At 64.2% G+C, this 13,863-nt stretch carries 12 protein-coding genes; 5 read left to right on the top strand and 7 right to left on the bottom strand.

All coding sequences use genetic code 11. From position 1 onward, the window contains the following. Nucleotides 1–20: 20 nt before the first annotated feature. Nucleotides 21–1,205: an efflux RND transporter periplasmic adaptor subunit gene (locus tag P7C00_RS27290; protein ID WP_404937666.1), complete on the bottom strand. Its 1,185-nt coding sequence runs from the start codon at nucleotides 1,203–1,205 to the stop codon at nucleotides 21–23. A gap of 197 nt (nucleotides 1,206–1,402) precedes the next feature. Continuing rightward, nucleotides 1,403–2,653 (bottom strand): TolC family protein, encoded by a 1,251-nt coding sequence (locus P7C00_RS27295; RefSeq protein ID WP_404937667.1) that lies wholly within the window; start codon nucleotides 2,651–2,653, stop codon nucleotides 1,403–1,405. Between the two features lie 385 nt (nucleotides 2,654–3,038). Here P7C00_RS27295 and P7C00_RS27300 point away from each other — a divergent pair, with 385 nt between their 5' ends. Then, complete coding sequence (locus tag P7C00_RS27300) at nucleotides 3,039–3,713, top strand: heavy metal response regulator transcription factor (RefSeq protein ID WP_123724863.1); 675 nt, start codon at nucleotides 3,039–3,041, stop codon at nucleotides 3,711–3,713. Nucleotides 3,714–3,779: 66 nt separating this feature from the next. Here the strand turns inward: P7C00_RS27300 and P7C00_RS27305 are convergent, their stop codons facing one another. After that, the gene (locus P7C00_RS27305) at nucleotides 3,780–4,676 is read right to left on the bottom strand and encodes a cation diffusion facilitator family transporter (protein WP_346633761.1); all 897 of its coding nucleotides are present in this window, start codon (nucleotides 4,674–4,676) and stop codon (nucleotides 3,780–3,782) included. A 339-nt stretch (nucleotides 4,677–5,015) separates the two neighbouring features. On the opposite strand from P7C00_RS27305, the gene P7C00_RS27310 reads away from it, so the two are divergent. Continuing rightward, nucleotides 5,016–5,432: a lysozyme inhibitor LprI family protein gene (locus P7C00_RS27310; RefSeq protein ID WP_404937668.1), complete on the top strand. Its 417-nt coding sequence runs from the start codon at nucleotides 5,016–5,018 to the stop codon at nucleotides 5,430–5,432. A 220-nt stretch (nucleotides 5,433–5,652) separates the two neighbouring features. On the opposite strand, the gene P7C00_RS27315 is transcribed toward P7C00_RS27310, so the two are convergent. Next, entirely contained in the window at nucleotides 5,653–6,171 is a 519-nt protein-coding gene (locus P7C00_RS27315; protein WP_404937669.1) for a hypothetical protein, read from the bottom strand. A 180-nt stretch (nucleotides 6,172–6,351) separates the two neighbouring features. After that, nucleotides 6,352–7,671: an MFS transporter gene (locus P7C00_RS27320; protein ID WP_404937670.1), complete on the bottom strand. Its 1,320-nt coding sequence runs from the start codon at nucleotides 7,669–7,671 to the stop codon at nucleotides 6,352–6,354. Between the two features lie 176 nt (nucleotides 7,672–7,847). On the opposite strand from P7C00_RS27320, the gene panB reads away from it, so the two are divergent. After that, nucleotides 7,848–8,675, top strand: coding sequence for a 3-methyl-2-oxobutanoate hydroxymethyltransferase (gene panB, locus P7C00_RS27325; RefSeq protein ID WP_404937671.1), 828 nt, complete (start codon nucleotides 7,848–7,850; stop codon nucleotides 8,673–8,675). Here the strand turns inward: panB and P7C00_RS27330 are convergent. Then, complete coding sequence (locus P7C00_RS27330) at nucleotides 8,663–10,051, bottom strand: PLP-dependent aminotransferase family protein (protein WP_404937672.1); 1,389 nt, start codon at nucleotides 10,049–10,051, stop codon at nucleotides 8,663–8,665. The two genes, panB and P7C00_RS27330, sit on opposite strands and share 13 nt — an antisense overlap. Before the next feature lie 4 nt (nucleotides 10,052–10,055). Beyond that, nucleotides 10,056–10,289 carry a helix-hairpin-helix domain-containing protein gene (locus tag P7C00_RS27335; RefSeq protein ID WP_346633755.1) on the bottom strand — a complete coding sequence of 78 codons (234 nt, stop codon included), beginning with the start codon at nucleotides 10,287–10,289 and terminating at the stop codon, nucleotides 10,056–10,058. A gap of 114 nt (nucleotides 10,290–10,403) precedes the next feature. On the opposite strand from P7C00_RS27335, the gene P7C00_RS27340 reads away from it, so the two are divergent. Together P7C00_RS27340 and P7C00_RS27345 are read left to right on the top strand one after the other, a co-directional pair. Next, entirely contained in the window at nucleotides 10,404–11,822 is a 1,419-nt protein-coding gene (locus P7C00_RS27340; protein WP_346633754.1) for a TIGR00366 family protein, read from the top strand. A 196-nt stretch (nucleotides 11,823–12,018) separates the two neighbouring features. After that, nucleotides 12,019–13,719, top strand: coding sequence for an acid phosphatase (locus tag P7C00_RS27345; protein ID WP_404937673.1), 1,701 nt, complete (start codon nucleotides 12,019–12,021; stop codon nucleotides 13,717–13,719). The last annotated feature ends 144 nt before the right edge of the window (nucleotides 13,720–13,863 follow it).

Raw genomic sequence — 13,863 nt, forward strand, 5'->3', positions numbered from 1 at the left:
TCACTCTGTGCTGTGACCGATCAATGGCCATGGTCGGCCGAGCCTTTGCCCAGCTCGGACTTGAGGGTGAAGCTGCCACGGGTGGCGACCTGGGCACCGGCGGCCAGGCCTTCGCGGATTTCGACGAAACCGTCTTGAGTGGCTCCGGTGACCACCGGCGTGGCCTGGAAGCCCTCGGCTACCCGGACAAACACCGAAGGCCGGTCTTCCAGGGTCTGGATCGCCGTCTGCGGCACGCTGACCGGTGCTTCGAAGGCTTCAGTGGCCACTTGCACCGAGACGAACAGTCCCGGGCGCCAGGCGTCATCAGGGTTGGCCAGGGTCACCCGCACGGTGGCGGTCCGGGTCTGCTCCCCCAGCAGGCTGCCGACGTAGGCCACCTTGCCCTGGACCTGGGTCCCCAGCTCACTGGAGCTGACATTCACCGCCTGGCCGACCCGGACTTTGTCCAGGTCCTTGGGGAATACCCCGAAGGTGGCCCAGACCCGGGACAGATCCGAAAGGGTGAAAGCGGCGCTGGTTTCACCCACCACTTCGCCGACGCTGAGGTGTTTCTCCACCACCACGCCATCGAATGGCGCGCGCATTTCATAGCGATTGCCTCCCACCAACTGCGCACTGCCACTCAAGGCACTCATCTTCTGCCGGGCGTTGTTGAGGGCGATTTCCGCTTCTTGCAGGGTCTGGCGCGCCAACAGGTAATCCTGCTCGGCGGAGATCTGGTCGACCCACAACTGGCGTTCGCGCTCGAAGGTAGTGCGGGCCAGCTCCACCCGCCGCCCGGCAGCCGCCAGTTCGCTGCGCTGGTCGGACACCTGCTGGCTGGCAATGACCGCCAGCAGTTCGCCACGCTTGACCGCCTGACCGAGATTGACCTGCACCGACTCCACCACGCCGGCAGCCCGGGGCACGATGTGGGAGGTGCGATCCTCGTCAAAGCGGATTTCCCCCGGCAGGCTGAGCAGGCGGTTGAGGCGCCGGGGCCCGGCCTCGACCAGTTCGATACCGGCCGCCTGGATCTGCTCGGGGCTGAGCTCCAGATGCCCTTCAGGTTCTTCCTCGCCATGCCCGGCCGGCTCTGCCACTGCAGGTGCCTGGGTGCGGGCGGGGGTCGGGGTTGCGAACAGGTCCGGCAGCAGCAAGGCCGCCGCTCCCAGGCCGACCACCGCTGAAATGGCCATGACAAGGCTGCGTTTTTTATCCATGGGTGCTCCTGACAATCGATGTTCGGCAGCGCGAAAAGCGCCTTACGAGGTAGGCGGAAAGAAAAATGCGTCGAGAGCCCGGTGCCATTCATGGACACACCAGTGCCGGGGCGGCTCATCCGGCGGCGCCAATGGTGCACCGCTGCAATCGCTGACCAGCAAGGCGGCCAGGCACGCGAGGCCCCTCAACCAGGCTTTCACCAACGGCTGAGGTCGCCGTAGATGCGTTCGATCCGCACCCAGGCCTCGGTGGTTTGCGCCACGGCGGCAAGGTACTGGCTGCGGGCGCCGATCAAAGTGCGCTGGGCATCCAGTACTTCGAGGAAGCTGAACTTGCCCATCTCGAAGCCTCGGGTGGCACTGTCCACCGCGCGTTGGGCCGCGGGCAGGATGGTCTGGTTGAACGACTGCACCTCGCCCCTGGCAGTGCTCCATTGCTCCAGGGCCTGGCGGGTTTCGGTGCGCAGACGCAGCTCGGTGGCGTTGCGCAGGTCCCGGGCCTGATCGGCGCGACGGGCGGCGGACAGCACATTGCCCTGGTTGCGGTTGAACAGCGGCAGCGGCATCGACAGCCCCACCAGGTTCACCCGTTCACGGGCGGTGGCGTCGTACTGACTGCCAACGCTGACGTCGAGGTCGGGAATGCGCTGGGCTTTTTCCAGGCCCAGAGACGCCTCGCGCTGGACAATCTCCTGCTCCGCCAGACGCAGTTCTGCGGTCTCCTGCAACCGATTCAGCAATTGCGCCGAAGCCGGCAGAGTCGCCACCGACAGCGAGGGCTCCTGCACGGCGGCAAAGTCCGTGGTGGCTGCGCCCGTGACCCGGGCCAACTGCCGATAGGCATTGTCCTGCTCCATCTGGCCACGATTGAGCTCCAGGCGAACTTCCGCCAACTGCACCTGGGCCCGGGTGGCCTCCACCGGCGAGGCCTTGCCGGCCTTGACCCGGCCCTGGGCCACCGTGACACCACGCTCGGCCAGGGCCAGGGAACGCCCGGCCAGTTGCGTGCGCTCCTGGGCCCGCAGGGCGGCGTAGAAAGCCTCCAGGACATCGGCCCGCAGTTGGTTGCCCCGTCGTTCCAGCTCCAGGGCCGCCAGCGCCTGTCCGCGGCTGGCCACCTCCACCCGCGCTCCGCGCTTGCCTCCCAGTTCCAGCGCCTGGCTGAGTTTGACCGAGGTGGTGCGCGTATCCCTGCGGGTGTCCTCGGCATCCACCGACAGCACCGGATTGGGCATCAGCCCAGCCTGTTGGCGAGCGCCCTGGGCGATTTCGATCTCCCAGCGCGCGGCGGCCAGTTCAGGGTTGTTGGCAAAGGCATTGGCCAGAGCGTTGTCGAGGCTCAGCGAGGCGGGCTCGGCAGCACTCGGAGACTGCGTCACCAGCGCCAGCAGCAGCGCCGCGGAGCAGCGCCAGGCGGCCCGGGGAAGTGTTCTCGGGAAAGTCGGCATAACAGGTTCCGGCCCCTACAGAGGCAAAGTTTCTGCGAAAGTGCGGCGGAACATATCGGTGGTTATTCAACAGAGACCTGGCCGATATGAAACTGCAACATTCCGCCCATTGACAGAGAGAGTTTCAATATCGACCAAGGGTAACTTTCGCTGCTTATCAGCAGGGTGGCGCAAAGATTACAAATCCGTTAGCAAAGGCTCTGGCTCAATGTTCTGTATTAATATTCCGCCATCCAAAGACAGTGCCAGACACACTTTCAAAGCGCCCAGCACAAAGTTAAAGGCGCCTCAAGCCGTCTGTATAAAAGTGCACTTTCCAATTATTACTCCAGTCATTTACAGCAACTTTCCTTTATTGCCGCTTATCGCCGAGAACCTCATCAGCATGCGTATCCTGGTTATCGAAGACGAACTCAAAACTGCCGACTACCTGCATCAGGGACTGACTGAAAGTGGTTATGTGGTGGATTGCGCCAATACCGGCGCGGATGGCCTGCACCTGACCCGCCAGCACGCCTACGATCTGGTGATCCTGGACGTCAACCTGCCGCAGATCGACGGCTGGGGGGTGCTGTGCCAGATCCGCGAGGACAGCAACACCCGAGTGATGATGCTCACGGCCCAGGGACGGCTGGCGGACAAGATCCGCGGGCTGGACCTGGGGGCCGATGATTACCTGGTCAAGCCGTTCGAGTTTCCCGAATTGCTGGCCCGGGTCCGCACCCTGATGCGCCGCAGCGAACAGGCACCAGTGCCCGACGTACTCAGGGTGGCCGACCTGGAACTGGACCAAGGGCGGCACCGGGCCTTTCGCGGCAAACAACGCATCGACCTGACCACCAAGGAGTTCGCCCTGCTGCACCTGCTCATGCGTCAGAGCGGGGTAGTGCTGTCCCGGACCCAGATCATCTCTTTTGTCTGGGACATGAACTTCGATTGCGACACCAACGTGGTGGAAGTCTCGATCCGCCGCTTGCGCGCGAAGATCGACGACCCTTTCGAGCGCAAACTGATCCACACCCTGCGGGGCGTGGGCTACGTACTCGAAGAGCGTGACTGAGCCGCGCACCAGCCCCACCGCCCCGTAGGAGCCGGCTTGCCAGCGAAGAGGCCGGCAAGGCCACCTTCAATGCTCATCCACCTGCTGATGAAACCCCGCCTGCTCCACCTGCAGGGTGACGTGGGCGATCTCGAACCGCTCCTGCAGCAACTCGGTGACCCGGGCCAGGACCTCCTGTTCATCCCGGCCCTGCAACTGCGCCACCAGATGGGCACTGAGCACGTTCTTGCCACTGGTCAGGGCCCAGATATGCAAGTCATGCACATCGCTGACCCCGGGCACCTCGCGAATGCCCTGCTCCACCTGCTCGATATCGATCCCGTCCGGCACACCTTGCAGCAGCACGTTCATGCTCTCCTTGAGCAGGGTCCAGGTCCGTGGCAGTACCCAGAAGCCAATCGCCGCCGCCACCACGGAATCGACCCAGCCCCAGCCGGTGAACAGAATCACCAAGGCGGCGATGATTACCCCCAGCGAGCCAAGCATGTCGCTCCACACCTCCAGGTACGCGCCCTTGACGTTGAGGCTCTCGCTGCTGGCCGAGGCCAGCAGGCGCATGGAGATCAGGTTGACGATCAACCCCAGGATCGCGATCACCAACATCCCGATGGACTGGATCTGTGCCGGTGCCTGCACCCGTTGCCAGGCTTCGAACAGGATGTAGAACGCCACCACGAACAACAGCAAGGCATTGAATGCGGCGGCCAGGATTTCGAAACGGGCATAACCGAACGTGCGCTTGCGGTCCGCCGGGCGCTTGGCAACCTGGATCGCCACCAGGGAAATCGCCAGCGCCAGGGCGTCGGTCATCATGTGGGCGGCATCCGACAACAGCGCCAGGCTGCCGGTGACAAAAGCGCCAATGACCTCGGCAATCATGAAACTGCCGGTCAGGCCCAGGGCCATCCACAACTTGCGTTCATGCCCGGCTCGCACCTGGCCGTGACTGTGTCCTGCACCCATGGAACATCCTCCCGTGGCTTAAACAAGCGTCGGCCTGATGATAGTTCGATTGCCCGCCGCACCTGCACTGGATAACCCCATTGTCATGCTGCCGTTAGCGGGCGGTTATCTGCAGCCAGGCATCGTTAGCCGGGCAGCGAATGCGCCAAAAGCAGGCAAACACCCGCCGATTGCCGTCGGCGCCCTGTTCAGCGCCCCGACCCAAGGCCCTAAGCCGGGCCTCCGGTTCGGCGATGGTCGCCATTACCACGGCCGCGCAAGGGGCGTACGCGTGCGCCCCTTCTGCATCGGCAACAGCTCTGTAGAATGCCTGCTCCATTCTCAGCGCAAGGGACCGACATGCCTCATCAGCCATGGATCTTTGGCCTTGTCATCGCCGTACTCGCCAGTACCACTGGCTGGGCGCCTGCCCGAGCCGCTGCGCTGGACTGCGAGCACATCAGCGTCAGCGAACAGGTCGATCGCTGCGCCCAGCAGGACAAGGATCGCGCCGACGCTGCGCTCAACCAGAGCTATCAGGCGCTGCTGGTGCGGGTTCACAACCTGTATCCCAGCAGCCTGCTGCAAGAACAGGAATACCTCGGCAAATTGAAGAATGCCCAACGTGCCTGGATCAAATTCCGCGACAGCACCTGCGTGCTGGAGGCTTTCGAAGTGGAACCGGGCAAGCCGGCCCACGTCACCCTGATCAACCTCTGCGTGACCCGCCTGAGCAACGAACGCACCCGCTACCTGGACCAACTGCTGCCCCAGTAACCGCCCCACTAGCCCTATAGCAGCTGGCTTGCCAGCGAAGGTGTCCATGAGGGCGATGTGGGGCTTGAAGGACTTCGCCGGCAAGCCGGCTCCTACGGAAGAAAGGTGTACGGCCGCCTGTTGTAGGAGCTGGCTTGCCAGCGAAAGCGCCCCTGAGAGCGATGCAAGGCTTGAGGGCCTCTTCGCCGGCAAGCCGGCTCCTACGGGGCGGGGAAGCTCATCAGCGTTCCGTTCGCCGGGAGAACGGGCGGGGGCGGTAGGTGTGCAGCAGCAGGCAGGCCAGACTGACGAGCCAGGTAAAGCACAGCATGCCCAGGGAAGACTCGCGCCCGCGTAGGCGTTCCTGGCACTGCTCGGCGTTGATGCACTGGGCGGTGCACCACGGTTGATCGTCGCGACTGCAACTGAGCAGGTAACCCCGCAGGTGACTCAGTACCAGGGTCTGCCCTGTCAGTTGCGTGAGCGGCACCTGGAGTTGACTGAGGTCGCGACTCAGACGTAAACGCTGGCGCTCCCCAGTGTCGAGTTGTTCCACCAGCAGCGCCCCCGTCTCCACTGCCAGCACTCGGGCACTGAGGCTGTCGGGACTGGCGCCCTCCAGGCCGTAGTCCACCAGGTTGCAGGTCCAGGCCTCGATCAGGGCAAAAACCAGCCCCAGCACAAAGCTCACCAGCGCCACTTGCAACAGTGGCTCCAGGGTGGAGAAATTTCGCAAGGAACACAGCGTCGAACGAATCAAGACAGCTCCCGGAAACCCAAGCGCAGGCCGCGCATTCCGGGAGAGTAGCGGGAAAAAACCTTGGGGCTGAAGGCGAATTTTCAGCCCGATTGCTTCCTGGATTCAGAGGTTGAATGGCAAGGGCTCTAGCTCGCTGTTTCGCACAATCGCAATCCTCTGAAGAAAATTCAGCGAAGCTGATCAGTAGCAACCATCACTGTGCGCTGATGCGTGCCGAGCCCCACCCACGCGCCCACCAAAGTAGCCGGCACTGGCCGCCCCCACCGCCCCCATCACCGCGCAATAGATCACGCAGATCCATGGGCTCCAGGGCATCAGGGCAATCAGCAACAACGGCGTGGTGCTGGCCCAGAGGGCATAGGCGATGTTGTAGGTGAAGGAAATGCCCGAGACGCGAATCCGCGGCGGAAACAGGCTGACCATCACCGAGGGCACCGCCCCCACCACCCCGCAGCCCAGGCCGGCGATGGCGTAGGCCAGGCCGATCCACTCGCCGCCGCTGATCAGACAGCCATAGAGCACAGCAATGCCCAGGGGCAGCAGCAGGCTGTAGAGCATCACCGTGCGCCAGGCGCCGAGGCGGTCGACGATCAGCCCAGCCAGGATGCAGCCGATGTTGAGGAAAACGATGCCCAGGCTGCTCAGGGCAAAGGTATGGCTGGCGCTCATGCCGAAGCTCTTCTGCATCATGGTCGGGGTGATGACCACGAACACCACCACCGCCGAGGTCAGCACGCAGGTGAGGATCAGCGCCGGCAGGATCGCCAGCCGGTGCTCCCGCAGCACGGTCCGCAGGGGCAATTCGCCGGCGCTGTCGCGTTGGTTCTGCAGGGCCATGAACACCGGGGTTTCACTCAGCCAACGGCGCAGCCAAACGCCGATCACCCCAAACACCCCACCCAGCAGGAAGGGGTAGCGCCAGGCATGATCGAGGATTTCCTCGGGGCTGAAGACCCGCGCCAGCAGGGTCGCTGTCAGCGCGCCCAGCAGGTAGCCGAAGGTCAGGCCGGCCTGGAGGAAGCCCAGGGCATAACCGCGATGGGCCCGGGGCGCGTGCTCGGCGACGAACACCCAGGCGCTGGGCACTTCACCCCCCACCGCGGCGCCTTGCAGCACGCGCAGGGCCAACAGCAGCAAGGGCGCGAAGTAACCGATCTGGGCATAGGTGGGCATGATGCCGATCAGCAGGCAAGGCAGCGCCATCATCAGGATGCTCAGGCTGAAGACCTTCTTGCGCCCCAGCCGATCGGCGAAGTGGGCCATGAGAATGCCCCCCAACGGCCGGGCCAGATAGCCGGTGACAAAGATCCCGAAGCTTTGCAGCAGGCGCAGCCATTCAGGCATTTCTGGAGGAAAGAACAGCTGACTCAGGGTCAGGGCGAAAAATACGAAGATGATGAAGTCGTAGATTTCCAGGGCACCGCCCAGGGCGGCCAGGCCCAGGGTCTTGTAGTCGGAGCGGGAAAAGCGCGCCGGCGACGATTCTGTGGAAGGGGTCATAAAGGCAACTCGGGTGGCAGTCCAAAGCGAAGGCGCCATGGTCTACGCAAAAGATCCGGTGAACAACCCGTTGCGGGTCCTGGGTCGGTTTTCCGCGGTTCTCTGTGTATTGAATGCCCGGGCGCCGAGCCAATAATCGAGCACTTTCCAACCCCAGCAGAACCAGGAAAGTCGTCATGAGCATGCATACCCGCACCCGCCGTCTGAGCGTCCCGCAACTGGTGGCCATGAAAGGCCGGCAGAAGATCGTCTCCCTCACCGCCTACACCAGCCACATGGCACGGCTGATGGACCCTTACGTGGACTTCATCCTGATCGGCGATTCCACGGCCATGGTCGGCTACGGTCGCACTTCGACCCTGGACATGAGCCTGACGGAAATCATCGCCCACACCCGCGCCGTAGTCGCCGGCAGCCGTCTGGCCTGCGTGATCGCCGACATGCCCTTCGGCAGTTACCAGGAATCTGCGCAACAGGCCTACCGCAACTGCGCCGAGGTCATGGCGCGCACCGGCTGCGACGCACTCAAGCTGGAGGGCGGCAAGGCCCTGGCGCCGACCGTGGAATTCCTGGTGCAACGCGGGATTCCGGTGATGGCGCATATCGGCCTGATGCCGCAATACGTCAATCAGATGGGCGGCTTCAAGGCCCAGGGACTCGATGACGAGGCGGCTCGCAAGATCGAGGCGGATGCCCGCGCTCACTTGGACGCCGGCGCTTTCAGTCTGTTGCTGGAGGGGATCGCGGAACCCCTGGCGCGGCGCATCAGCGAGTTTTCGTCGATGCCCACCATTGGCATCGGCGCCTCACCGGCCTGCGATGGCCAGGTGCTGGTAACCGAGGACCTGCTGGGGCTCGGGGGGCCGCAAGTGCCCCGTTTCGTCAAGCAATACGCCGATGCCGGCGCCCTGATCGGCCAGGCCTGCGAACGCTTCGCGGCGGAAGTTCGGGACGGTGTCTTCCCCGAGGCGCGGCACTGCTATGGGGTGGCTCAGGACGCCTGATCCAGTGCCTGGGCCAACTGGCCCAGGGCTCCGGCGATGTCCTTGCTCCAATCCAGGGTGTAGCTCAGGCGCAAGTGATGCTGCCACAGGCCTTGCTGGCTGAAGATGGTTCCCGGGGCGATCACGATGCCCTGGGCCAGCAGTTGTTCGTACACCCGGGTCATTGCCACAGGCCGGCGTGCTTCGACCCACAAGGTGGCACCGCCGGCCGGGATCGGCGCGAACAATTGCGCCCCGGCCTGCTCCGCCAGCAACTGGCGCAACTGGTGCATGCGCTGTTGCAGCATGCCCCGCAGCTTGTGCAGGTGCTGGTCGATGCGCCCGGAGCTGAACAGACGGGCCACGGCTTTCTGGCGGATCGGTGAAAGCCGGAAGGAGCGCTCGAGAAACTGCCGATGCAGCTGCGGGCCCAGGCTACGACTCAACACATAACTGAAGGGCGCTTCGGCCCCTATGGCCTTGTCCAGGCTGGCAAACACCAGCAGGCGCTCGGGATCGGCGAAATCCCGATAACGGGCAGCCTCGGGGACAAAGCTGAATTCACCATAGTTGTCGTTCTCCAGCAGCCAGATCCCCCGTTCGGCAAACCAGCGACACAGCTGCTGTTTGTCGGCGGCGGGCATCAGGCTGCCGTGGGGGATGTTCACCGTCGAGGAGAGCACGGCCAAGCGCACCGGCTCGTGCTTGAGCAACACCTGCACCTGTTGCAAGTCGAAGCAGCCGGCGGCATTGAGCGGCAGTTCGATGATCCGCAGGCGCGCGGCCCGCAGTTGCCGCAGCACCGCCCAGGAACAGGGAGACTCCACCAGGGCCACGCCGCCGCCCAGGTCCAGCGCCTGCAAGGACAACTCCAGCACACTGCGCATATCCGCCCCTAGAAACACCTGGTCGGCCTGCCAGTAATCGCAGGTGGAGCGGGTGTAGCGCCGGGCCAGCTCGCTGCGCAGTTCCTGCTCGCCCAAGGGCTGGTACAGCGGCGCCTGGGTTCGCGGGTACTGGCGCGCCAGTTCGCGCTCGGTCATCAGCAACGGTTGCTCCAGGGACAGCAGCATTGCCGGGGCGTCGCTGCACAGTGCCAGGCGCCCAGGCTGGCGGGCATGGGCATAGAGGTCGTCAAGCAAGGCGGGGCCAGCCACGGGCAGAAGTGCGCCGGCCTTCACCCGGGTGAAGTAACCCTGGCGCGGACGCGAGCAAATGCGCCCCTCGTCCTCAAGCAGGGCGTAGGCGTATTTGGTGGTGGACAGGGAAACCTTCAAGCGCAGCGCCAACTCCCGCAAGGACGGCAGGCGCTGCTCCTGATCGCTGGCAACGCTGTCGAGCCACTGCAACAGGTAGCGATACACCGCCTGATAGGCGAAGGGCTGATCGCGGCTCACGCCTTCAGTTGCCCTTGGCCATGGCGATGGCGGCCTGGATCGCGGCGCGGGCCTGGGGGCTGTTTTTCCAGCAGCTGGACCCCACCAGGGCCGAAGCCTGGGTAACGATATCCAGGGCATCGGCGGCGGCCAGCTGGCTCAGGGAAATGATCCCCAATTGCTCCAGGCGGCCCACCACGGTGGGCCCGACACCCTTGACCTTGAGCAGTGCGGCGCGTTCTTCAGGGGAAAATGACATCGGCTTTGAGTCCTTTGCAGTCCGTGGCAATTGCCGCATTCTTGCACAGTTCTCGGCCGCCTCTGCCTGGGGCGGCCGACCTCCTGATAAACATAAGAAATCCGAGGTATTTCCGTGGCCGCTGATATTCAAGATAGCCGCTCCGCCCGCTTTGCCCTGCGCTGTTCGAACTGGGCCGAACGCTGGTTCCCCGACTCCTGGGTGTTCGCCGCACTGGCGGTGATCATCGTAGCCCTGGCCACCCTGGCCATGGGCGCCAGGCCCACCGATGCCGCCATGGCCTTCGGTGACGGCTTCTGGAGCCTGATTCCCTTCACCATGCAGATGGCCTTCGTGGTCATCGGCGGTTATGTGGTGGCCAGTTCGCCGCCGGCGGTGAAGCTGATCGACAAGCTGGCACGCATTCCCAAGAACGGCCGTTCGGCAGTGGCCTGGGTGGCGCTGATTTCCATGGTCGCGTCCCTGCTCAACTGGGGCCTGTCCCTGGTGTTCGGCGGCCTGCTGGTACGGGCCCTGGCCCGGCGCACCGAACTGCGCATGGACTACCGCGCGGCCGGTGCGGCCGCCTACCTGGGCCTGGGCGCTGTCTGGGCCCTGGGCCTGTCGTCCTCGGCCGCACAGTTGCAGGCCAACCCCGGCAGCCTGCCGCCATCGATCCTGGCCATCACCGGGGTGATTCCCTTCACCCAGACCATCTTTCTCTGGCAGTCGGGGGTGATGCTGCTGGCCTTGATCGTCGTCTCGCTGATCGTCGCCTACGCCACAGCTCCGGGGCCAAACAGTGCCCGCGATGCCCAGGCCTGTGGCGTCGACCCGAGCTTCAGCATGCCCAAGCCTCAGCCCCGTACCCGTCCCGGCGAGTGGCTGGAGTACAGCCCGTTGCTGACCATTCTCCTGGCGCTGCTGGCCGCCGGCTGGCTGTATCACGAGTTCGCCACCAAACCGGCGATCACCGCGATCTCCGGGCTCAACACCTACAACTTCCTGTTCCTGATGGCCGGCGCCCTGTTGCACTGGCGGCCCCGCAGCTTCCTCGATGCAGTGGCCCGCGCGGTGCCCACCACCACCGGGGTGCTGATCCAGTTCCCGTTGTACGGCTCCATTGCCGCGCTGATGACGGTGGTCAAGGGTGTGGACGGCCAGACCCTGGCCCACCACATCTCGACCTTCTTCGTGCAGATCGCCTCCCACGACACCTACGCCCTGCTGATGGGCCTGTACTCGGCGGTGCTGGGCTTCTTCATTCCGTCGGGCGGCGGCAAGTGGATCATCGAGGCGCCCTATGTGATGCAGGTGGCCAATGACCTGCAATACCACCTGGGTTGGGCAGTGCAGATCTACAACGCTGCCGAGGCCTTGCCGAACCTGATCAACCCCTTCTACATGCTGCCGTTGCTGGGAGTGCTGGGCTTGAAGGCCCGGGACCTGATCGGTTTCTCCTTCGTCCAGTTGCTGGTGCACACCCCCCTGGTGCTGGCCCTGCTCTGGGCCCTGGGCACCACCTTGGCCTACTTGCCGCCCGTGATTCCCTGAGGGCACCCCGAGCCCGCTCCGTCGTAGCGGAGCGGGCCTGTGGATAAGTCTTTGTCGACACGGATTTCAGACTTTTCACCGCTCATCGCAGTGGACTCTTGAAGCATTCCTGTAGTCTTTGCGTCATATTCGGTTGTTACCGTGCGACCGAAATAGTTTGTAACGAATTTTTCAGATCGACGTGCAAGGAGCCGACATGAGCGACGATACCGACCAGCGCGACACCGCCGAAACCAACACCGACCACCCCACCGACACCAGCCGCCGCCGCTTCCTTGGCGGCGTTGCCGTTCTTGGGGTCGGCGCCACCCTGAGCGCTTGCAGCAAGTCCGACGAACCCGCAGGCCAACCGGATGAGCGCCCGCTGTCCCCCACTGAGCTGGACAAGGCGCTGCGTGATCAGGTCAAGAACGTGGTGGTGCTGTTCGCCGAGAACCGCAGCTTCAACAACCTGTTCGCCAACTTCCCCGGCGTGGAAAAACCGCTATCGGCCCTCAAGCCCGAAGCGTTCCAGCAACGGGACCGCGATGGCAGCCTACTGTCGAAACTGCCACCGATCTGGGGTGGCATTCTCCAGGTTGGCCCACAAACCCTGGATGGCATTACCTACCCGGTGGAAACCCAGTTCCAGGAAAACCTGCCCAATGCGCCGTTCGCCCTCAAGGGCCCGAGCGGCGAGGACCTGCCTCTGGGCCTGGTGACCCGCGACCTGTGGCACGTGTTCTACCAGAACCAGATGCAGATCAACGGTGGCAAGAACGATGGCTTCGTGGCCTGGGCCGACTCCGGCGCCCTGACCATGGGCCACTACGCCCAGACCCGTTACTCCCTGCGTCTGTGGGATGTGGCGCGGGAGTTCGTGCTCTGTGACAACTTCTTCCAGGGAGCTTTCGGTGGCTCGTTCCTCAACCACCAGTACCTGATCAGCGCCAAGGTGCCGTTCTACCCCGATGCCGCCAACTCGGTGGCCAAGTCGCAGATCGCCACCTTGCAGGGCGACGACCCCAAGGGCACTCGCCTCAAGCCCCTGGACAAATCCCCGGCCAGTGCCATGGAAGGTGCGCCACAGTTCGGCCCCAGCGCCCTGACCCCGGACGGTTACGCGGTCAATACCATGGCCCCGCCCTACTGGCCGACCTGGATCCGCGATCCGGAGCGCCCGGACTACGCCAAGCCCGACCTGCCCAGCGTGCTGGTGCCGCAAACCCACGAGCACATCGGCGACAAGCTGTCGAAGAAGAACGTCGACTGGGCCTGGTACGGCGGCGCCTGGCAGGCGACCCTGGAGCAGTTCAAGGATTCCGGCGGGATTCCCAAGATCCCCAACTTCCAGTATCACCACCAGCCGTTCAACTACTTCGTGCGCCAGGGGCCGGAGAATCCAGCCGAACGTGCCAAGCGCCTACGCGACGGCGGCCTGGGGGACGAGTCGAGCACCAACAAGTTCTTCGCCGACGCCGAGGCCGGCAAGCTGCCGGCGGTGACCTTCTACAAACCCCAGGGCAACCTCAACCTGCACGCCGGTTATGCCGACGTGGCCGCCGGCGACCGGCATATCGACCGGGCGCTGAAAGTGCTGCGCGAGAGCCCGCAATGGAAAAACATGGTGGTGATCGTCACCGTCGACGAAAACGGCGGTTGGTGGGACCACGTGGCGCCGCCCCAGGGCGATCGCTGGGGCCCGGGCACGCGGATTCCAGCCCTGGTGGTGTCACCGTTCGCTCGCAAGGGCACGGTGGATCACACGGTGTATGACACCGCCTCGATCCTGCGGCTGATCACCCGGGTATTCCAACTGGAGACCCTGGACGGCATCAAGGAGCGTGATGACGCCATGCTTGCCCGGGGCCAGAAACCCATGGGCGACCTGACCAACGCCCTGCACTTCAAAGTCTGACCCCGGCGGGGCCCGCAACGGGCCCGCCAACCACCGCAGAACCGAAGCTCAAGACCCGCTTCGGCGCTGCGGTACCGGCGCCAATGATAGCCATCTAATATCACGCACTTTACCCATCCACCCGACGGGTAATATCCTGCGCGC

Source organism: Pseudomonas sp. JDS08PS003 (assembly GCF_045013505.1).
GTDB lineage: Bacteria > Pseudomonadota > Gammaproteobacteria > Pseudomonadales > Pseudomonadaceae > Aquipseudomonas > Aquipseudomonas protegens_B.